This window comes from Paraburkholderia unamae (genome assembly GCF_003096875.1).
GTDB lineage: Bacteria > Pseudomonadota > Gammaproteobacteria > Burkholderiales > Burkholderiaceae > Paraburkholderia > Paraburkholderia unamae.
Genome location: NZ_QEOB01000029.1, coordinates 79721 through 101212, shown reverse-complemented (window position 1 = coordinate 101212; position 21492 = coordinate 79721). Strand labels below are relative to the sequence as shown.

General features: G+C 65.8%; 16 protein-coding genes. 7 read left to right on the top strand and 9 right to left on the bottom strand.

Translation table 11 applies throughout. From position 1 onward, the window contains the following. Positions 1-236: 236 nt before the first annotated feature. From C7402_RS39380 to C7402_RS39370, 3 genes are all read left to right on the top strand, one after another. Entirely contained in the window at positions 237-530 is a 294-nt protein-coding gene (locus C7402_RS39380) for a hypothetical protein (protein ID WP_116614389.1), read from the top strand. 311 nt (positions 531-841) lie between these two features. Further along, positions 842-1618: an ABC transporter substrate-binding protein gene (locus C7402_RS39375; protein WP_112173662.1), complete on the top strand. Its 777-nt coding sequence runs from the start codon at positions 842-844 to the stop codon at positions 1616-1618. A 47-nt stretch (positions 1619-1665) separates the two neighbouring features. Next, positions 1666-2781 carry a succinylglutamate desuccinylase/aspartoacylase family protein gene (locus C7402_RS39370; protein WP_116614388.1) on the top strand — a complete coding sequence of 372 codons (1116 nt, stop codon included), beginning with the start codon at positions 1666-1668 and terminating at the stop codon, positions 2779-2781. 51 nt (positions 2782-2832) lie between these two features. On the opposite strand, the gene C7402_RS39365 is transcribed toward C7402_RS39370, so the two are convergent. The 3 genes from C7402_RS39365 to C7402_RS39355 all read right to left on the bottom strand — a co-directional run bounded on the left by C7402_RS39365 (position 2833) and on the right by C7402_RS39355 (position 7038). Further along, complete coding sequence (locus C7402_RS39365; RefSeq protein WP_116614387.1) at positions 2833-4026, bottom strand: fumarylacetoacetate hydrolase family protein; 1194 nt, start codon at positions 4024-4026, stop codon at positions 2833-2835. An 81-nt stretch (positions 4027-4107) separates the two neighbouring features. Further along, positions 4108-5892 (bottom strand): IlvD/Edd family dehydratase, encoded by a 1785-nt coding sequence (locus tag C7402_RS39360; RefSeq protein WP_116614386.1) that lies wholly within the window; start codon positions 5890-5892, stop codon positions 4108-4110. Positions 5893-6042: 150 nt separating this feature from the next. Next, positions 6043-7038, bottom strand: coding sequence for a LacI family DNA-binding transcriptional regulator (locus C7402_RS39355; RefSeq protein ID WP_116614398.1), 996 nt, complete (start codon positions 7036-7038; stop codon positions 6043-6045). A 284-nt stretch (positions 7039-7322) separates the two neighbouring features. Here C7402_RS39355 and C7402_RS39350 point away from each other — a divergent pair, with 284 nt between their 5' ends. From C7402_RS39350 to C7402_RS39340, 3 genes are all read left to right on the top strand, one after another. Continuing rightward, positions 7323-8675, top strand: a complete 1353-nt coding sequence (locus C7402_RS39350; RefSeq protein WP_112173658.1) for an MFS transporter — start codon at positions 7323-7325, stop codon at positions 8673-8675. A gap of 269 nt (positions 8676-8944) precedes the next feature. Beyond that, entirely contained in the window at positions 8945-9727 is a 783-nt protein-coding gene (locus C7402_RS39345; RefSeq protein WP_112173657.1) for a substrate-binding periplasmic protein, read from the top strand. A gap of 8 nt (positions 9728-9735) precedes the next feature. Next, on the top strand, positions 9736-12483 hold the full coding sequence (locus C7402_RS39340) for a bifunctional diguanylate cyclase/phosphodiesterase (protein WP_116614385.1): 2748 nt from the start codon (positions 9736-9738) through the stop codon (positions 12481-12483). A 6-nt stretch (positions 12484-12489) separates the two neighbouring features. On the opposite strand, the gene C7402_RS39335 is transcribed toward C7402_RS39340, so the two are convergent. From C7402_RS39335 to C7402_RS39310, 6 genes are all read right to left on the bottom strand, one after another. Continuing rightward, positions 12490-13638, bottom strand: a complete 1149-nt coding sequence (locus C7402_RS39335) for a YgeY family selenium metabolism-linked hydrolase (RefSeq protein WP_112173655.1) — start codon at positions 13636-13638, stop codon at positions 12490-12492. 22 nt (positions 13639-13660) lie between these two features. Continuing rightward, positions 13661-14995 carry an MFS transporter gene (locus tag C7402_RS39330; protein WP_116614384.1) on the bottom strand — a complete coding sequence of 445 codons (1335 nt, stop codon included), beginning with the start codon at positions 14993-14995 and terminating at the stop codon, positions 13661-13663. A gap of 104 nt (positions 14996-15099) precedes the next feature. Next, positions 15100-16044, bottom strand: a complete 945-nt coding sequence (locus tag C7402_RS39325) for an N-carbamoyl-D-amino-acid hydrolase (protein ID WP_116614383.1) — start codon at positions 16042-16044, stop codon at positions 15100-15102. 75 nt (positions 16045-16119) lie between these two features. Continuing rightward, positions 16120-17409 carry a M20 family metallo-hydrolase gene (locus tag C7402_RS39320; protein ID WP_116614382.1) on the bottom strand — a complete coding sequence of 430 codons (1290 nt, stop codon included), beginning with the start codon at positions 17407-17409 and terminating at the stop codon, positions 16120-16122. Next, positions 17406-18638 (bottom strand): diaminopropionate ammonia-lyase, encoded by a 1233-nt coding sequence (locus tag C7402_RS39315; RefSeq protein WP_116614381.1) that lies wholly within the window; start codon positions 18636-18638, stop codon positions 17406-17408. Before C7402_RS39315 ends, C7402_RS39320 begins: the two co-directional genes overlap by 4 nt. Positions 18639-18659: 21 nt before the next feature. Beyond that, the gene (locus C7402_RS39310) at positions 18660-19514 is read right to left on the bottom strand and encodes a MurR/RpiR family transcriptional regulator (protein WP_112173650.1); all 855 of its coding nucleotides are present in this window, start codon (positions 19512-19514) and stop codon (positions 18660-18662) included. A 164-nt stretch (positions 19515-19678) separates the two neighbouring features. Here C7402_RS39310 and C7402_RS39305 point away from each other — a divergent pair, with 164 nt between their 5' ends. Next, the gene (locus tag C7402_RS39305; RefSeq protein ID WP_116614380.1) at positions 19679-21484 is read left to right on the top strand and encodes an eCIS core domain-containing protein; all 1806 of its coding nucleotides are present in this window, start codon (positions 19679-19681) and stop codon (positions 21482-21484) included. Positions 21485-21492: the final 8 nt, after the last annotated feature.

Sequence of the window (21492 nt, the reverse complement as noted above, 5' to 3'; positions counted from 1 at the left end):
CACCTCACTCCAATATCCCCTTGATTTCATGGGTGTATTTCCGAATTCAAGAACACCGCGATCCACGCCAAAACACATTCGAGCTTAAGAGAACCTTATGGCACCCCTAAGCCGCCAATAACGGCCGATGTTTTACCCCCCGTTACACGATTGACAATTCCATGAGTTTATTTGGCGACCGGCGCGACTAGAATCCGCATCAATTACAACCGCGTCCGTCGAGTGGAAACAATCACATGAAACGCCTCACCTTGACTCTCTTCGCTGGACTCGCCGGGGCGTGCGTCAGCACCGCGGCGTTCGCCCATGCCGATATCGGCGTGTATCTCGGCGTTCCCGGCCCGACCTATGTGGCGCCGGCCGTGGTCGAAGCGCCGCCCGTGGTTTATGAAGCGCCGCCGCCGGTCTATGTCCAGCAACCCGCCTACGGCTATGGCTACGGCTACCGGTACGACGACGAGGACGAACGCCACTGGCACGACCACGGCCGTCATCGTGGCTGGCATAAGCACGGCGACGACGACGATTGAGCGGCGCACGGGTCCGCGCGACCCAGGCACCGCCAGCCGGATGCGAGGCGCTCCACCTCGCATCACCCCATAGTTGTCTATACAATAAACACTTAAGCCGCACGTCCCACGACAGTTCCCAGTCCTTCCTCCGCACCAATCCCCAGCATTTCACGCTGAATCCATCTCGCTCGTCAGCGAAAACCCTACTATTTTCAATATTTGAGATTGCTTATCTTGTCTATACAACAAGGCAGGCAAGCGAGCCTCCTGTTGACCCGGCCGCCGCCCACGAGGCAGCGTGGACGACACCTATTGGAGACTCAACGTCAATGAAGAAGCTTGCCCTGTGCGTGGCGATGCTCGCAATCGCAACCTCCGCCTGCGCGAAGGACTGGACCACTGTCCGCTTTGGCGTGGACGCCAGTTACCCCCCGTTTGAATCGAAGAGCGCCGATGGCAAGCTGGTCGGCTTCGACGTCGACCTCGGCAATGAAATCTGCAAACGCCTGAACGCAAAATGCGTCTGGGTCGAAAGCGAGTTCGACGGCATGATCCCCGCGCTGAAGGCGAAGAAGTTCGACGCCGTACTCTCGTCGATGTCGATGACGCCGCAGCGCGAGGCGCAAATCGCATTCTCGTCGAAGGTCTTCCATACGCCGACCCGTCTCGTCGCGAAGAAGGGCTCGCCTCTCCAGCCCACGGCGGACGCCTTGAAGGGCAAGACCGTCGGCGTAGAGCAGGGATCGATTCAGGAATCCTACGCAAAGGCCAACTGGGCGCCGAACGGCGTGAAGATCGTGCCTTATCAGGATCAGGACCAGGTCTATGCGGACCTGATCTCGGGGCGCCTCGACGCCGCGCTACAGGACGCCGTGCAGGCCGACATGGGCTTTCTGAAGACCGCGCGCGGCGCGGGCTTCGCGTTCACGGGCGGCAATCTCGACGATCCGAAGGGCGCGCTCGGCAGCGGCGCCGCCATTGGCCTGCGCAAGGAAGACACCGACCTCAAGGTCAAGGTGGACAAGGCGCTCGCGGACATGATCAAGGACGGCACCTACAAGAAGATCGAAGCCAGGTACTTCACGTTCGACGTGTACGGCTCCTGAACTCCTCATTGCGCGCGCCGGCATGCGCCCGGCGCGCTCACGCCATCATGCAAATACAGACTCATCCGCTGATTTCCCCCGCGCTCGGCACCGAGCGGCATCTGACGAGCTATCACTATGGCCCGTGCGGCGCGCAGAAGATCTATATCCAGTCGTCGCTGCACGCCGACGAACTGCCCGGCATGCTGGTCGCCTGGGCCTTGCGCAGACGGCTGGCCACGCTGGAGGCCGAGGGCAAGCTGCGCGGCGAAATCGTCATCGTGCCCGTGCCGAATCCGATCGGCCTCAACCAGCGCCTGCTCGGGCAGATGCTCGGCCGCTTCGAGAGCGGTACGGCGTCGAACTTCAATCGGCACTTCCATGATCTCGCGACGCTCGTGATCCCGCACGTCGAGTCGCGGCTGGGCGACGACGCGCAGCAGAACCTGCTCGCGGTGCGCGCGGCCATGCGCGAGGCGCTCGACGCGCAGACGCCCACCACCGAGCTGGCATCGCAGCGCCTCGCGCTCCAGCGCCTGGCCTGCGACGCCGATGTCGTGCTCGACCTGCACTGCGACTTCGAAGCCGCGCTGCATCTCTACACGAACCCCGAACTGTGGCCCGATGTCGAGCCGCTCGCGCGCTACCTTGACGCGAAAGCGTCGCTTTTCGCGCTCAATTCGATCGGCAATCCATTCGACGAGATCCACAGCTTCTGCTGGTCGGAATTGCGCGCGCGCTACGGCGAGCGCTACCCCATTCCGAACGGCTCGATCTCCGTGACGATCGAGCTGCGCGGCCAAGCCGACGTGAGCTATGCGTTCGCCGAGCGCGACGCGAACGCGATCGTCGAATACCTCACGCATCGCGGAGCGATCGACGGCACGCCCGCGCCTCTGCCGCCACTGGAGTTCGCGGCCACGCCGCTCGCGGGCGCCGAGACGCTGCATGCGCCGGTTTCCGGCGTGCTCGTATTCCGCGCGCCGGTGGGCGTGCGGGTCGAACCGGGCCAGCCCATTGCCGACATCGTGGACCCGCTCGGCGATCGCGTCGTCACGCTCACGAGTTCGGTCAACGGCGTGTTGTACGCGCGCCAGCGCGCGCGCTTCGCGACCGCGGGCATGGAAGTGGCGTGGATCGCGGGGACGACCCCGCTTCGCACCGGCGCGCTGCTGCCGAATTGAGGACAGCGCAGTAGCCAAAACTGCGCATCGGTTAATTGGCCCTGCCGCGCGTCACAACACGCCGCGCGCGGCCAGATTGCGGTAAAGCGCGCGCACGCCGAAGGTCCACGGCGCGATCTCGGTGCTCAACTGCACGGTGTTGGTCAGCGCACCGAGTTGCGGGGTCGTGATCGTCACCGTGTCGCCGAGGTGGTGCGTGAAGCCGCCACCTTGCGCATCGCGGTCCTTGATCGGCGAGAACATGGTGCCGAGAAACAGCATGAAGCCATCGGGATACTGATGGTGACGGCCCCACGTCTGCGCGACGAGATCGGCCGGGTCGCGACTGATCTCGCTCATGTGGCTCACGCCTTCGAGCACGAAGCCGTCGTCCGCGCCTTCCACGCGCAGCGCCACGCTGGCGCGCCGCACGGCGTCGAGGTCGAACGACTCGTCGAACAGACGCACGAACGGACCGATCGCACACGAGGCGTTGTTGTCCTTGCACTTGCCGAGCAGCAAGGCCGAGCGGCCTTCGATGTCGCGCAGGTTCACGTCGTTGCCGAGCGTTGCTCCCACGATCTCGCCACGGCTGTTCACGGCGAGCACGATTTCGGGTTCCGGGTTGTTCCAGCTCGATACGGGCAGAAGCCCGATGTCCGCGCCAAAGCCCACGGCCGACATGGGCTGCGATTTCGAAAACACTTCGGCGTCGGGCCCGATGCCCACTTCCATGTACTGGGACCACGCGCCGCGCCGTTCGAGTTCCGCCTTGAGCTTCATCGCCTCTTGCGAACCCGGCTTGATCTTCGAAAGATCCGTGCCGATCGTGGCCGCAATGGTTGCGCGCACCTCCTGGGCTTTGGCGGGGTCGCCGCCCGCCTGCTCCTCGATCACACGCTCGATGAGGCTCACCGCGAACGTCACGCCGCACGCCTTGATCGCCTGAACGTCATTGGGCGCGAGCAGCCGCAGCGCGGGGGCCGCTCCGTCGGGCAGGTTCGCGGCGGGCAGGTTCGCTTCGATCAGCTTGCCGACCGGGCCGAGCGATTCGCCCTGCACCGTGCGTGCGAACGCGGCAAGGTCCGCGCGATCGAACAGATCCGCCGTGGTCGGCGCACTGCGCGTGATATCGAACACTTCGCCGTGGCGAACGAGCACGACGGACGGTCCTTCATGCTCGCCCGCGCGACGCCATACGCGGCCAACGAGCAGGGCCTGCTCGACATCGACGGGAAGCCAGTTTGATTGGGAGTTCGAAGTCATGGTGCGCAGTGTCTCCAGTTCAGGGGCGCCGACGATGCGGCGGGACCGGTCGCGCGTGTCGCGCGCCGGCCCGATGCGGGTTTAGTGGGAGTGCCGCGGGTTGCCGCGCTCGGCGATCACCTTCAGATACAGCGTGGCGGGTTCGAGACAGCCGCCCGTGGAAAGTTGCCCCACCGTCTTGCGGTACAACTCCTGCCACGGCGTTTGTGCGGGCGGAATCTCGAAGTTCGCGGTTTCGCGGCGGCGCGCGAGTTCGGCTTCGTCGACCAGCACATTCACGCTGCGCGCGTTGAGGTCCACGCGAATGCGGTCGCCCGTTTTCAGAAGCGCAAGCCCGCCGCCCACGGCCGCCTCCGGCGACATGTTGAGGATGGACGGGCTCGCCGACGTGCCGCTCTGGCGGCCGTCGCCCAGCGTGGGCAGCGACGTGATGCCCTGACGCACCAGTTCCGCGGGCGGCGCCATGTTGACGACCTCGGCGCTGCCGGGGTAGCCCACCGTGCCCGCGCCGCGAATCACGAGAATGCAATGCTGGTCGATTTCGAGCGACGGGTCGTTGATGCGGGCGTGATAGTCTTCCGGGCCGTCGAATACGATCGCCCTCGCCTCGAACTTGTTCTCCGCGCCCGGCTCGCTCAAATACGTTTGGCGGAACGCGTCGCCCACCACCGACATCTTCATGATCGCGCTGTCGAAGAAGTTGCCCGAGAGCACCATGAAGCCCGCACCGTGCTTGAGCGGATCGTCAGTAGTCTTGATGACTTCACGGTCGGGCTCGGGCGTGCCGTCGGCGATGGCGCCGATGCTGCGGCCCGATACCGTCAGGCACTCGCGGTGCACGAGGCCCGCGCGGTCGAGTTCGCGCATCACGCCGGGCACGCCGCCCGCGCGGTGGAAGCTTTCGCCCAGGTATTCGCCGGCCGGCATGCAGTTCACGATGAGCGGCACCTGCTCGCCCACGCGCTGCCAGTCTTCCAGGCTCAGTTCGACACCCATGTGCCGCGCAATCGCGATGAGGTGCGGCGGGCAGTTGGTGGACGCACCGAGCGCGGAAGCGACGACGATAGCGTTCTCGAACGCCTCTTTGGTCATGATGTGTGAGGGCCGCACGTCGTCGCGCACGAGGTCCACGATGCGCTTGCCCGTTGCATACGCCATCTGGCCGCGCTCGCGGTAGGCCGCCGGAATGCTCGCGCAGCCGGGCAGCGACATGCCTAGCGCTTCGGCGAGACTGTTCATCGAAAGCGCCGTGCCCATGGTGTTGCAGTGGCCGATGGAAGGCGACGAAGCAGTGGTCAGCTCCATGAAGCCCTCATAGTCGATCTCGCCCGCCGCGAGCAGATTGCGCGCGTGCCAGATGACCGTGCCGGAGCCCACGCGCTGGCCGTGGTGCCAGCCGTCGAGCATCGGGCCGCCGGACAGCACGATGGCCGGCATGTCGACCGTGGCCGCGGCCATCAGGCACGCGGGCGTGGTCTTGTCGCAACCGGTGGTCAGCACGACGCCGTCGAGCGGGAAGCCATGCAGAATTTCGACGAGCCCGAGATAGGCGAGATTGCGGTCGAGCGCGGCGGTGGGCCGGCGGCTTTGCTCGGCAAGCGGGTGAACGGGGAATTCCATGGGAATGCCGCCCGCGTCCCGAATGCCCGCCTTGGTACGCTCCGCGAGTTCGATATGGTGGCGGTTGCAGGGCGCGAGGTCGCTGCCCGTTTGCGCAATGCCGATGATCGGGCGGCCCGATTGCAGTTCTTCGCGCGTGAGGCCGTAGTTCATGAAACGTTCGACATAAAGCGCGGTCATGTCGGCGTGGGCCGGATCGTCGAACCATTCCTGGCTGCGCAGGCGGCGTGCGTTGGGCTGGGTCATATGTCTTGCTCCGTTGTTCCTTGTCCTGACGTTGGGGCGGCCACTTTTGCCTGCCCTGCCGATCGTTCCGTTATCGTTCCGTCAACGCTCTGTTATCGGTAACATTTCTCGATGTTATCATGCGCCGCCGCGCCTGTGCACCAGGTCGAACTACGCGCTTTCCCGGGCTACGACGGCATGATCGATCGCGACCTTGCGGTGTTCGGGCTTGAGCGGCAGGTCAGCCGCCATGGTGGCCGCGAGCAGCAGCTCGCCGGTGCGCGAGCCGATGCCGTAAGCGTCGACGGACACCGTGGTGATCGGCGGTTGGCAACACGCGGCAAGTTCGAAATTGCCGAAACCCGCCACGGCCATGTCGTGCGGCACGCGGATGCCGCGGCGATGGCATTGCATGATCGCGCCGAACGCCGACATGTCGCTCACGCACATGACCGCGTCGGTGTCGGGCCATTGCGCGAGCAGCGCGTCGAGCGCCGGTGCGCCGTGGCTCATGGTGATCGGCGACTGGCCGAGGCGTATGACGCGCGGCTCGCCAAGCCCTTGCGCCCGGATCTCCTGCTGGTAGCCTTTCAGGCGTTCGAGACCACGCCGGTCGAGGTCGCTCGCGCCACCGAGGAAGCCTATTTTCCGGTAGCCGCGATCTTTCAAGTATCGCACCATTTCGCGGGCCGCACGCACGTTTGAAAAGCCCACGGCCATGTCGATGGGTCTCGCCGGCATGTCCCACATTTCCACCACGGGTATGCGCGAGCGTTCGAGCAGGCGCCGCGTGCCATCGGTATGCTGCGAGCCCGTGAGCGCGATGCAGCGCGGCTGATAGCGCAGCATGGAACGAACCAGCCGCTCCTCGCGCGCGAGGTCATAGTCGGTGTCGCCCAGCAGCAGTTGCAGCCCGTGCGGTTCGAGCCTCGCCGAGAGGCCGCGCACCGTGTCGGAGAAGTTGGAACTGGCCAGCGACGGCACGAGCACGGCCACGAATTCCGAGCGGCCCGACGAGAGCGCGCCCGCCGCCGCGTCCGCCACGTAGCCGAGTTCGTCGATGGCTTGCTGCACGCGCTCGCGCGTCGCCAGCGCCACGCTGTGCCCGGCGAGCACGCGCGAAACCGTCATCTTCGATACGCCCGCAAGGCGCGCGACATCGGACATGCGGGGCGGGCCGGAAGGCGCGTCGCCGACGACACGCGGAGGATTGCGGAGATGGGCCATCAGGTTCGAAAGAGTTGGAATTGCACGGCACACGGCGGCGAACGCCGATCATAAGGCAGTCGTTGCGGACCACCCAGGTGGAATCCCCTGGCTTGCGGGAAAACCGCGCGCCGTGCTAACTTTGTTATCGATAACAAATTTCCCGGGCGTTATTACGCCATCGAATGTTATCGGTAACATAAGATCGCAGTTGAGAACAGCCACACGCAAATGGAGACAATCCCATGCCAACCCTGACCCAGATCGCGGACTCCCCAGCCGCCGTCAACGAGGCTGAAGACCTGCTGTACCGCAAGGTACTCAAGCGCATTCTGCCGTTGTTGCTGCTGTGCTACGTCGTCGCGTACCTGGATCGCGTCAACGTGGGCTTTGCGAAGCTGCAAATGCTCGACTCGCTCGGCTTGAGCGACAGCGTCTACGCCGTCGGCGCGAGCATTTTCTTCTGGGGCTATTTCCTCTTCGAAATGCCGAGCAACCTGCTCCTGCACCGCTACGGCGCGCGCTTCTGGATCGCGCGCATCATGGTGACGTGGGGTATCGTGTCTTCGTCGCTTGCGTTCATCTCGCCGCTCGCGAGCTTCTTCCACGTGCAAACCTCGACGATGTTCTACATCCTCCGGTTCCTGCTGGGCGTATGCGAAGCCGGTTTCTTTCCCGGCATCATCCTTTACCTGAACTACTGGTTTCCCGCGCGCCGCCAGAGCGTCGCGATGTCGGGCTTCCTGATCGCCATTCCCGTGAGCCTCACGCTCGGCGGCGTGATCTCCGGGTGGCTGATGGAAAACACGCATGGCGCGTTCGGTCTTGGCGGCTGGCAGTGGATGCTGCTGCTCGAAGGCGTGCCGTCGATCCTCGTGGCCTTCGTGGTGCTCTTTCGCATGGGCGACGGCATTCAGTCCGCGAAGTGGCTCACGGCCGCTGAAAAGGCCGTGCTGCAAAGGAATCTGGAGCAGGAAAGCGCGAAGAAGACGCATAGCGTGGCGGCGGCGCTCAAGAGCCCGCGCGTCTGGCTGCTCACGTTCATTCTGCTCACCTTCAACACCGGCTTCTATGGCCTCGCGTTCTGGCTACCCTCCATCATCAAGGCATCCGGCGTAAAGAGCACGTTCAACATCGGCCTGCTGACCGCCATTCCTTACTTGAGCGCCGTCGTCGCGATGATCTGGAACGCCTCGCACTCGCGCAAGACGGGCGAGCGCCGCTGGCATGCTGCCATCCCGGCCTGCATCGGCGGTGTCGGCCTGATCCTGAGTGCGCTGTTCGCGCACAGCGTGCCGGTTTCCATCGTATTCCTGACTATTTCGACCTGCGCGATTCTAGGCCTGATGCCCATCTTCTGGACCTTCCCTGGGCAGATTCTCTCGGGCACGGCGGCGGCGGCAGGCATTGCGCTCATCAATTCGGTCGGCAATCTTTCGGGCTTCACGGGCTCGATGATCACGAGCGTGGCGAAAGACCTCACCGGCGACATCAACAACGGCACGTATGCGCTGGGGGCATGTCTCCTGGTCAGTTGCGTCCTCATTCTCTCGATTCCGAAGAGCATGTTGAACCGTGACCCGGTGGAGGGCGCTTAAGGAGATTGAAAACATTGCGTTTCGATCCTCCGCCGCCCTACTCATAAACGAAGTCCCAGGCGACAATCGCGCGTTGACCTTGCGTCAACGCGCTTTTTTTTGGCCGCCACGAAATCGGACTTCGCCATGCACCCGTTCGCCGCACAAAATCCGTGCAAAAAATTTATTCGGGGCCGTCTCAAGAATTACAATGCGCTGCCGATAAGTCGTGAAGACAGTTTTCCGCCTGACGCACCGGCTTTATCCCTCTCGCATAAAACGGAGACACCGTGATTCGCCATTGCCTCGCAGGCCTGCTGCTGGCGCTCGGCTGTCTTGGCACCGCTTTCGCCGCGGGCCCGGACTGCACGCGTTCATTTACGCTAGCCTTACACGACCACGGCCTGCTCTACTCCGTCGACACCGACACGGGCATCGACAAGGACTTCGCCGATGAACTGGAGCGCCGCAGCGGCTGCCAGATCCGCGTCAGCCTGATGTCGCGCGCGCGCATCTGGAAGCTGATCGAGTCCGGCGCGCTGGATTTCAGCCTCTCGGGCATTGCCAACGACGAGCGCAATCAATACGCGGATTTCGCCTGGTACTTCAGCAACAAGTATTATCTGCTGGTGCGCAAGGACTCCGGCATCCATCAGCTTGCCGATTTCGAGCACAACAACAAATTTCAGCTTGGCGTGATTCGCAGCTTTCGCTACAGCGACTCGGCCAACCGTCTGGTCGATTCGCTCTCCGCCGAAAATCGCGTGAGCCAGGCAGGCGGTCTGGAGCCGCTTTATCAGGCGCTGCTGCTCGGGCGTATTCAGGGGATGATCATCGAGCCGTTCGATTACCCCGCTATCGACGACAAGAAGATTCGGGACGTGACAACGATCGTGGAGTTCGATGACCCGCCCATCCCGCATGGGCTCATCATGTCGAAGAAGGCGCTCACGCCCGAGGAGCGCGACAAGTGGCGCGCGGTGGTCAACGAAATGATCGCGGACGGCACGGTGCGCCGCATCTTCGCGAAGTATTTCAAGCCCGACCTCGCCGACTCCATGGTCCCTTTCTAGACACCGCCATGAACCGGACGCGCCTCGTTCTGCTCCCGCTACTGGTCCTCGCCGCCGCGCTCGGCGTGACGTGGGCGCTCTGGAATCACGAGCGGCAAGCCACGCGGCACGAGATCCTCTCGCAGTTCGACTTTTCGCTCGGCGACGTGGTGAGCCGCGTCGAGCAGCGCATGGGTACGTACGAACTGCTGCTGCGCGGCGTGCAGAGCCTCTTCGCCGCGAGCGGCGAGGTCAATCGCGACCAGTTCCGCGCGTACGTCGACTCGCTCAATCTGGACGCCAACTTTTCCGGCATCCAGGCCATCGGCATCGTCGAGTGGGTGCCGGCCACGCAAAAGGCCGCCCATATCGCCTCCATGCACCGGCGCGGTTTGCCCGACTATGTGATCCAGCCCGATGGCCCGCGCGACAATTACGCGCCCATCATCCAGCGCGAGCCGCATATCGGCGCCAATCGCGCGGCGGCCGGCTTCGACGCGTGGGCCGATCCGGTCCGGCGCCGCGCCATGGAACAGGCGCGCGACACGGGCATGGCGACCATCACCGGCAAGGTTCGCCTGTCCGTCGACACCGATCCAGGCGCCAAGCCGGGCTTCGTCATGTACATGCCGGTGTACGCGGGCGGCCAGATGCCGGACAACGCCACCGAGCGCCGCGAACAACTGCTCGGCTGGGTCTACGCCTCCTTTCGCATGCACGACGTCGTCGCGAGCCTGTATGGCGAGGAGCCGCCGGGCCTCTCGATCGCGATTTACGACGGCGTGGAATCGTCGCCCGGCGCGCTGCTCTACAAAACGTCGGGCCCGGCCGGCCACAACGTGAGCGCGGATCTCACCGCGCGCGAGTATCTCGTCGTCTGCGGCCATGACTGGATGCTGACGATGACGGCGCGCGACGGCTTCAAGGCGCGCTTTGGCCGCGACGGCGCCACGCTCATCGCCATCACGGGCACGGGCCTGAGCCTGCTGCTCGCGCTCCTCACGTGGCTCATGCTCACGGGCCGCAGCCGCGCCATGCGCCTTGCTTCCTCGATGACGAAGGAACTGCGCGAAAACGAGGAAAAATTCCGCGCCATTGCGGACTGCACGGTCAACTGGGAAATCTGGTGGTCCCCCGAGGGCAAGCCGCGCTGGATCAATTCCGCGGTGGAGGAATACATCGGCTATACCGTCGACGAGTGCATGGTCATGGACGACTTCGCCTGCACGGTGATCTATCCGGGCGACGCCGCCCTCGTTGCCCCGCAGTTCCGCAACGCGCAGCAAGGATCGCGCGGCGACAACCTCGAATTCCGCTGCATCCGCAAGGACGGCTCGCTCATGTGGCTGTCCGTCTCGTGGGTTCCGATCACCGATTCCCGGGGTGAATTCATCGGCTTTCGCACGAGCGGGCGCGACATCACCGAGCGCAAGATCGCCGACGAGAAGATCAAGGAACTGGCCTTCTACGACGCGCTGACCGGCCTGCCCAACCGCACGCTGCTGCTGGACAACCTGCGGCAGGCGCTTGCCGTGAGCGCGCGCAAAGGCACGAGCGGCGCGCTGCTGTTCATCGATCTCGATCACTTCAAGACGCTCAACGACACGCTCGGCCACGACAAGGGCGATCTGCTGTTGCAGGAAGTGGCCAAGCGTCTTGCGGCGAGCATTCCGCGCAGCGACACCGTGGCGCGCGTGGGCGGCGACGAGTTCGTGGTCGTCGTGGGGAACCTGAACCCCGATCGCTGCGAGGCGGCAAGGCAAACCGAGGCGCTCGGCGAGACGATCCTTTCGGTCCTCGGCAGTCCGTATCATCTCGACGAAATCGACTACCGCAGCTCGGCAAGTATTGGCGCCACCGTGTTCAACGGCTATCAGGTGTCCACGGACGACCTCATGAAGCAGGCCGACCTCGCCATGTACAAGTCGAAGGAGCGCGGCCGCAACGCCGTGCGCCTGTTCGATCCCGAGATGCAAACCGTGGTGGTGGAGCGCGCGGCGCTGGAGGCGGCGTTGCGCGACGCCATCGAAAACGATCAGTTCCTGCTGCACTACCAGGCGCAGATCGACGGCGAGCGCGTGACCGGCGCCGAGGCGCTCGTGCGCTGGTCCCATCCCGCGCGCGGCCTTGTCTACCCGGCCGACTTCATTCCGGTGGCGGAAGATACCGGCCTGATCGCCGAACTGGGCGCGTGGGTCCTGCACGCGGCGTGCATGCAGTTGGCCCGTTGGGCGGAGCGGCCCGATCTCGAACATTTGACGATTGCGGTCAACGTAAGCGTTCAGCAGCTTCACAAGCCCGATTTCGTGGACACCGTGCTCGCCACCCTCCAGCGCACCGGCGCACGGCCGGACCGGCTGAAGCTGGAACTCACCGAAAGCGTGCTGGTGAACAACGTGCAGGAAATCATCGAGAAGATGGAAGCGCTCAAGGCGAAAGGCATCGTGTTCGCGCTCGACGATTTCGGCATTGGCTATTCCTCGCTGTCCTACCTGAAGCGCCTGCCGCTCGCGCAGCTCAAGATCGACCGCTCCTTCGTGCGCGACGTGCTCGTCGACCCCAACGACGCCGTGATCGCGCGAACCATCGTGGCGCTGGCGCACAGCCTCGGCATCGGCGTGATCGCCGAAGGCGTCGAAACCGAGGAGCAGCGCGCCTTCCTCGCCTCGGCGGGCTGCTATGCGTACCAGGGCTATCTGTTCTGCCGCCCGGTTGGCGTCGAGGAATTCGAAGCGACGACAGGCGCGCTGGAAGCGCGCCAGTGCCTCACCGAATAGTCGACTTCACGCAGCGCACGCGAGCAACGTGAGCTGCTTGTAGACCTCCTTCGCCGCTTCGAGCTGATCGAGCGCGATCGACTCGTCGATCGTATGCGCGTCCTCCTCGTTGCCCGGCCCGAGCCCGATGGTCGGAATGCGGCGGCGCCCCGCCGATTCCGAACCGTTCGTGCAGAACGGCCAGCAACCCGAACGCGGCGCAACGCCCGCGCGCGTCAACGCCTCGAACGCCTGCTTCACGAGCGGCGCGTCCTCGGGCTGGCTCCATGCCGGCAGCCAGCGTGACGGACGCGCTTCGAGACCCGTGAAGGTCTGCACGGCATCATCAGTGATACTAAGCGTATAGCCGTCGATGCCGTGGGCGGCGAGGCATGCACGCACCTCGCCGAGCACGTCGTCGGCGTTCTCGCCGCTGAGCGTGCGGCGATCGAAGCGGATCGTCGTGGCCGAAGGAATCATCGAGATCGACGGATACGGCGAGGACACGATATCGGTCGGCACGAGCAGCGCGCGGCCGAGCACGGGATCGGTCGGCAGCGTGAGCGCCTCCAGCGCGAGCAGCGCGCGCGCCGCCGCGTGCAGCGGATTCACGCCCAGATGCGGCGAGGCGGCGTGCGCGGGCTTGCCGTGTAGCGTGAGCAGCAGTTCGAGCCGCCCTTTCTGCCCCGTCCTCACTTCGAGCTTCGACGGCTCGCAAATCACCACGGCCGCGGGCTCGCACAGGTCGAGCACCGAACCGAGCGCATGCCCTTCGATCACCTCTTCGAGCACGCTGGCCGAAACGCCCACGCGCCGCGTGAGCTTGCCCTCGCGCGCGGCGGCCGCCACCCCGCAGATCGCGGCGGCGACACCGCCTTTCATGTCGGTGCTGCCGCGTCCGTACAGGCGGCCTTCGTGCAGCGTCGCGCCGAACGGGTCGAAGCGCCAGTCGCCCACCACGGGCACGACGTCGAGATGACCGTCGAAGAGCAGCGCCACTTCGGCATCCTCAGGACCGATCAGCCCGAGCACCGAACCGTTACGGTCCGTGCGCACGTCGGTGAAGCCGGCTTCGCGCATGCGCCCCGCCACCAGTTCCGAAACGCGCGCCTCGTCGCCCGAAAGGCTCGGCACGCGCACCATATCCTGCGTCAACCTCACTACATCGCTCAACATACCCTCACTCCCTCAAGATCATTCAACGGTCTACGAGACGGCTCGGCGTGAGGTACACGAGAATCGCGCCCAGCACCGTGAAGCTCGCGAGAAAATACATGCCCGCATTCGTGCTGCCGGTCAGGTCCTTGCACCAGCCGATCACGTAAGGGCTCGCAAAGGCCGCCAGCCCCGCGAACGCGTTGATGCCCGCAATCCCGGCCGCGGCGCTCTTGCCATCCAGGAACGCGGTGGGCAGGCTCCAGAACAGCGGCGAACACACCATGCAGCCCGCCGACGCCACCGAGAGCATCGCCACCGCGAACACGGGGTTGTCGCTGTACAGCGTGCTCAGCACGAGGCCCGTGCCGCCCACGAGAAACGGCACGATCATGTGCCAGCGGCGCTCGCGCGTGGCATCCGAATGGCGGCACACGAGCACCATCGAGATCACCGCGCAGACGTTCGGAATCGCCGTGAGCAGGCCCACGTTGAAAAGCGAAACCACGCCGGTGGACTTGATGATGGACGGCACCCAGAACGCGAGGCCCGAGAGGCTCGACACCGTGCAATAGCAGATCAGCGCCATGTGCAGCACGCGGCGGTCGCGCAGCAGGTGCCAGAGCGAAACGTGCTCGGTGCGCGTGCTGCGTTCGCCTTGCAGGTTATGTTCGAGGCGCGACTTCTCGGCGGCGCTGAGCCAGCGCGCGTCGGCAATGCGGTTGTCGAGGTAGCCCAGCACCGCGATGCCGAGCAGGACGGACGGCACCGCCTCGATGAGGAACATCCACTGCCAGCCGGCAATGCCGTGATGGCTGTGCAGCGCGCTCATGATGCCGCCCGACAGCGGGCCGCCGATGATGCCCGCGAGCGGCACGGCGGCCATGAAGGTCGCGATCACCTGTGCGCGGCGGTTCGAAGGGAACCAGTACGTGAGGTAAAGAATGATCGCGGGATAAAAACCCGCTTCGGCCGCGCCGAGCATGAAGCGCAACAGATAGAACTGCCACGGCGTGCGCGTGAGCATCATCAACGCGGAAATGCAGCCCCACAGGATCATGATGCGCGCGAGCGTCTTGCGCGCGCCAATGCGGTGCATGAACACATTGCTTGGCACTTCGAACAAAAAATAGCCGATGAAGAAGATTCCCGCGCCGAGCCCGTACACCGTCTCGCTGAAGTTCAGGTCGGCGAGCATCTGTAGCTTCGCAAAGCCCACGTTCACGCGGTCGAGAAACGCTGCGACGTAGCACATCATCAGGAACGGCAAGAGGCGCCGCGCAACCTTGCGATAGAGCGCGTGATCGCTCACGACGCCCGCATGGGGCTCACCGGACATGGCGCCCGGCGACGACGCAACCTGTAGGGAATCACTCATTTTGGCTCTCCTTCGGCTTTTTTCAGGTAAGACGCCCCCCTGCGGGCGCCCGAAGGCGCTCGCATCCATCGTAACAAGAAGGGCGTGTGCCGCTTGCTGTGGTATTAAGCGGCGAGTGGAGCGGGCAGGACAGCCCCGCGGCGTTCGGTAATCAGCCCATAGGCTTCGGGGCGGCGGTGGCGCTCGAAATTGAACGTGGTGTTCTTGTACGAGTCGCACAGGCTCAGGTCACAGCGCGCAATGGCAAGTTCATCGCCCTTGGTCGAGCACGCCGCGACGATCTCGCCCGAAGGCGCGATGATGCAGGTGCCGCCGATCATCTCGCAGCCCGCCTCGTTGCCGGCCTTCGCGACGCCCACCACCCAGGTGCCGTTCTGGTAGGCGCCCGCCTGCATCACGAGATGGTTGTGGAACATCGAAAGGTCGTCGTGCTCGGGCGCGGGCGGGTTGTGGACCGGCGTGTTGTAGCCGAGCAGGATCATCTCCGCGCCCTGAAGGCCCATCACGCGATAAGTCTCCGGCCAGCGGCGATCGTTGCACAGCGCCATGCCGAGCACGCCGCCGAACGCGCGCCAGACATCGAAGCGCTCGCCCGGCTCGAAGTAGTACTTCTCCAGGTGCTGGAAAGCGCGCCACGGCTCGTGCGCGGCGTGGCCCGGCAAATGCACCTTGCGGTACTTGCCGACAATCTCGCCGTTCTGGCCAACCAGAATGGCCGTGTTGTAGCGATGCACGCGGCCCGCTTCATGCGCGAGTTCCGCATAGCCGAGATAGAAGCCGATGCCGAGTTTCTTCGCGGTGTCGAAGAGAATCTGCGTTTCGGGTCCGGGCATCTGGCGCTCGTAAAACGCGTCCATTTCGGCAATATCTTCGGCGTACCAGCGCGGGAAGAATGTGGTGAGCGCGAGCTCGGGAAACACCACGAGCTGGCAGCCCATCGCATGCGCCTCGCGCAAGTGCGCGAGCAGTCTTTCGACGACTTCGCAGCGCGAATGCGAGCGCTCGATCGGTCCGAGTTGCGCGGCGGCGACGTTGATGATGCGTGACATGGAAAAACCCTCCTGATAGTCCCTATGGTGTACTAATAGAATTTCAAAAGACACTAAACAAAATTGCGGCAATCCTCAGCCGGCCAGTTCGACGAGCAGATCCAGCAACACGCCCGCGCCCGCTTCGATATCGTGCTCGTGCGTGTACTCCGCCACGTTGTGCGAGAGGCCACCCACGCTCGGCACGAAGATCATGCCCGCCGGACACATGCGCGCGAGCATCTGCGCGTCGTGGCCCGCGCCGCTCGGCATGCGCCGCACGCTGTGGCCGCGCTCGCGCGCGATCGACTCCACACGCGCGACGATGCGCTCGTCGAACGCAACCGGCGCGAAGTCCGCGAGCGGCCGGTGCGTGATGCGCACGCCCTCCGCGCTCGCCGCCTCCTGTGCGAAGGCGAACACGCGCTGCACGGCCTGTGCGAGCCCGTCGGCGTCGGTATTGCGCAGGTCGAGCGTGAACTCGGCGCGGTTCGGAATGACGTTGACGAGGTCGGGCGTGAGCTTCACGTGCCCCACCGTCGCAAGCTGGCCGCCGCCCAGTTCGCGCGCCACTTCTCGGGCGTAGCAGGCAATCTGCATCGCCACGATGCCCGCGTCGTGGCGCAGCGCCATCGGCGTGGTGCCCGCGTGATTCGAGGTGCCCTCCACCACGAACTCGGTCCAGTGAATGCCCTGCACGCCCGTCACCGCGCCAATGGTGAGCCCTTCGTGCTCCAGCAGCGGCCCTTGCTCCACATGCAACTCCACGAACGCATGCACGTCGCGCGCGCCGCCCACCGGCTGCGGCCCCGCGTAGCCAATGCGCGCAAGATTCTCGCCGACCGTCGTGCCGTCGATGCCCTTCGTGCGCAACGCTTCGTCGAGCGCGAGGCCGCCCTGGAACACGAGGCTGCCCATCATGTCGGGTGCGAAGCGCGCGCCTTCCTCGTTCGTGAAGAACGCCACGGCAATGGGGCGGCGCGTGACGACGCCCGCGTCGTTGAGCGCCGCGACCACTTCGAGCCCCGCGAGCACGCCCAGGTTGCCGTCGTAGCGGCCGCCCGTGCGCACCGTGTCGATATGCGAGCCGGTCATCACCGGCGGCAGCGCCTCGCGCCCCGCGCGCACGCCCACCACATTGCCGATGGCGTCGATCGTCACGTCGAGGCCGAGTTCGCGCATCCAGCCCGCCACGAGGTCGCGGCCCTGGCGGTCCTCGTCGCTCAAGGCGAGGCGGCAGACGCCGCCGCCTGCGATCGCGCCGACCTGCGCAAGCGCTTCGATGCGGGCGATGAGGCGCGCCAGGTCGATGCGCGGCACAGCGCTCTCCTGCGCGACATGACGCGGATTGTCGAGCTTGCCGAGTGTGTCGAGCGCGGCGCTCATGCGGCCATCCTCACCGCCTCGGCGGTCCGTCCCACGATGCGCTGATACAGCGCGGCGTCGGTCGCGCCTTCGCTGCCGAACACCAGCACGCGGCTCGTCGCATCCAGACCCAGTTGCGCGCGCACCGTTTCGTCCGCCAGCGCGGCAAGACAGCCCGTGAGCCCCGCCACCGCGGATTCTCCGGCCACGATCGGCGCGTCGCCGTATCGCCCCGAGGCGAGCAGGCGCACCGTATCGAGCGCGGATTCATCGTCGATCGTGAGGAATCCGAAAGCACCCGGCTTGAGAATCGACCACGCGAGCAGCGAAACCTCGCCGCATGCCAGGCCGGCCATCACGGTGTCGAGATCGCCGTGCACGGCCACCGGCTTGCCCGCACGCGCGCTCTCGTACAGGCACGCGGCCTTGTCGGGCTCGACCACGACGACGCGCGGGCGGCGCTCGCCAAAGCGCTCCCAGAAGTGCGCGCACACGGCGGCGGCCAAGCCGCCCACGCCGCCTTGCAGAAAGATATGCGTGGGCAACGCGCCGCCCGGCAATTGATCGATCGCCTCGTCGGCCATCACCGCGTAGCCTTGCATCACGTCGCGCGGCACGTCCATATAGCCTTCGTACGACGTATCGGAAACAACAAAGCGGTTCAGACGCGCCGCGTCGGCAGCGGCCTCGCGCACCGAGTCGTCGTAGTTGCCGGAGGTGCGCACGACCTGCGCGCCGTAATGCTCGATCGCCGCCTTGCGGCCTTCGCTCACCGTGGCGTGCACATAGATCACGCAGGCGCAGCCAAAACGCTGCGCGCCCCAGGCCACGGAGCGCCCATGGTTGCCGTCGGTCGCGCAGGTCACGGTGATCTCGCGCGTGATGTCCGCATAGCGGCCGCCGAGCAGATCGTCGATGCCGACGTTCGCCGCACCCGTGCGCGCCGCGATCTCGCGCATCAGCAGGCGGCTCACCGCGTACGCGCCGCCGAGCGCCTTGAAGCTGCCGAGGCCGAACCGTCCGCCTTCGTCCTTGTAGAGCATCTGCGCCACGCCCGCCGCGCGCGCGAGGCCGTCGAGGCGCGCGAGCGGCGTGGGCGCATAGCCCGGCCAGCGCGTGATTTGCGCGTGTGCGCGCGTCCAGGCGTCGCCGCCGAGGATGGCGCGCTGCGCGTCGCCATACGGCGCTTGCGGCTCGACTGCGGGATTGAGCGCGGCCTGAAGCCGGACGTGAGGAAGCGGATGAGTCAAGTGAGTCTCCTTTCGATTGGATCAGCGATGAAGATCGCCGTATTGCTCGTGCAGCGCCTCGATGCCCTCGAGCCGCTCGCGCGCGGTGTCGCCGAGCGCGAGCGCAAACGTGCTGCACAGATGGTTCACGACGCTGATGGCCGCCACGTACGAATCGAACAGCGCCGCGCCGCGATTCACGCACCGCAGCACGACGTCCGAGCGCGCGGGCAGTTCCGTGGCGGTGGGATCGGTGAGAATGACGACCTTCGCGTTCACGCGGTTCGCGTGCTCCACCATGGGGCGCAGCAGCGACACGCGGCGGCGGAAGTCCATGACGAGCAGCACGTCGCGCGCGCCGAGATCGGCGAGATCTTCCGCGAGATTCAGGCCCGCGCCGGGCACGAGCGCCACGCCGCCGCGCAACTGCGTGAGCAGCGCCCACGCGTACTGCGCCACCACGCGGCCATTGCGAAAGCCCGCGATATAAACGGTGCGCGCGCTCTTGAGCAGCGCGCACACGCGGCGCACGTCGGCGGGGTCGAGCCGCTCGAAGGTCTTCGACAGGTTCTGCAAGTCGGTGGCGAGGTGATGCGCCGCCGGGTTCGCAGCCGGATTCGCGGCCGCGCCGTCCACCTGCGCGAGTTCGTGCAGCGGCGAGCCGCGATCGGCCTCGTCGCGCGCGAGCGCGCGCACCTCGTTGAAATTCTCGTAGCCGAGGCGGCGGAAGAAGCGCCCGGCGCTCGCCTTCGAAACGCCCGCGCGCTGCGCGAGTTCCGCCCCCGTATACGCGGCGAGGTTGCCGATGCATTCGAGCGTGACCTGCGCGAGCCGGCGCTCGCTTTCGGTGAACTGGTCCTGAAGCTCGAGAATCCTGTCGTGCAACGTAGAAGTCATGGCATCGCCTTTTGAAACTTTTGTTGCATAAAAGTACGCATACGAAACTTCTGTGTCAACAGAAAAATTAAAACGGCCGCGCGGCGGCTTGAAGTCGCGGAACCCGGCACCTAAAGTGTTTGGACAGACTTTCTCCTTCCTTTCGGTCCCGCCCGCGTGCCGCCATGTTCGCTCCGCCCTCCCCGATGCCCGCGCAGCGCGCCGCCACACGCGGCCGCGCAACGCCCGATGGCGCCGGCGTGGGCGCGCGGCGGCATTCGATTGAAAACGTCGTGACGGCCGCGCCGCCTGCACGCCGCTTCAGTCTCGCCGGGCTGCCCGTGTTCGCGCGCGACGCGGCGACACCGCTGCCGTACGGCATGCGGGCCAAGCTCGCGCTCGGCGGCATCGACGACCCGCAGGAGCGCGACGCCGACCGTCTTGCCAGCCACGTGCTGAACATGCCCGCGCCAGCGGCGGCAGTGCGCGACGCCCACGAGCCGCCCGCAGCGCCGCAGGAACGCGCCGCCCCAGGCCAACACCCGGCGCTGCGCTCAGGCGGCGCGCCGCTCGATCGCGCGACCCGCCAGTTCTTCGAGCCGCGCTTTGCCTGCGACCTCTCCCACGTGCGCATCCACACCGACGCCCGCGCCGCGCAATCCGCGCATGAGGTGGGCGCGCTCGCCTACACCGTGGGGCGCGACGTCGCGTTCGCGGCGGGCCAGTACGCGCCGTCCTCGCCCGCGGGGCGCGCCCTGCTCGCGCACGAGCTGGCCCATACGATGCAGGCCGGGCCGCCCGCACTGCGCCGCCAGCCCAAGCCGCCCACGAAGCCATCGCCCCCGCCGCCACCGCCCAAACCGGACTTCGACCAGATCGTGCAGGAGATCGGCCCCGGCCTTGGCGGCCCTTATGCGGACTACGAAACATTCGCCAAGTCGATGGACACGACCGCGACGTTCCTCGGCCATTCGATTGACCGTGGCGTGCGCAGCGAATTTCTCGCCAAGCTACGGACTGCCGAGAAAAAGGTCGACGCCGAGTTCACGAAGTCAGGGGCGACCAAACCCAAGGGCTACGGAATCGGTTCGGTGGGCGGCTTTCGCTCGAAGTCGGGGCCGCACGGCTGGGGGCTCGCCATCGACATCGACGGTGCGCGCAACGTTTATTTGTCGCACGAAAACCGCAACGACAAGAAGCTCAACGTCGGTCAGCGCAAGGTCGACGCGCAAACGGAGGAGGTCTACACGCGCATTGCCGAGTTCATGCTCAACGACCCGCTCACGCTGCCCGCGCCCGCGGGCGGGCCGCACCAGTCGGTGATTCCGAAGCTCATCACGCAAACGGGCACGACGCTCTCCGGCGCAAAACTCTCGCGCAGCGAGCGCTGGGGCGAATACTACGATCGCCTGAACAAGGAAAGCGAGGCGGTGAAGGCGTATTTCAAGCTGATGCAAGGGGGCACCACGGCGATCGACGCGTTCCTCAAGGGCGACTGGAAGACCACGCATCCCCAGCAAAGCGCGCCGAGCCCCGACGCCGTGCTCACGCAGATGTGGGAGGACTATGCGGCGCTAGGCGGCAACGTGCCGGCTACGGGCCCGAGCGGCGTGCAGAACTTCCAGGCGCCGGCGAACGCCTCGCCCGGCACGCGGCCTTTCAGCCTCGCCGACCCGGCGGGCGGATTCCTCTCGATTCCGCGCGAGGTGGTCGTCGGCATGGGCCAGGTGCTGTCGCGCTGGGGCGCGGTGGATTTCGGCGGAGAAAGCGGTGACGTGATGCACTTCGACGACATGGACGGACTGGGAGGCGAGATCCGCAGCGCGACGGCCGCCGCGCAAGCCAAGATCAACGCGGCAGCCGCGCCGCCCGCCGCTGCGGGGAGCGGTTCGGCTGGTGGGTCAACTGCGGGGTCGGGCGCGGCACCCGCGCCCCCCATGCAATCTCCGCCGCCCACCGCCACGAGCGCCACGAAGCCGCCAGGCAAGTGAGCGGCGCG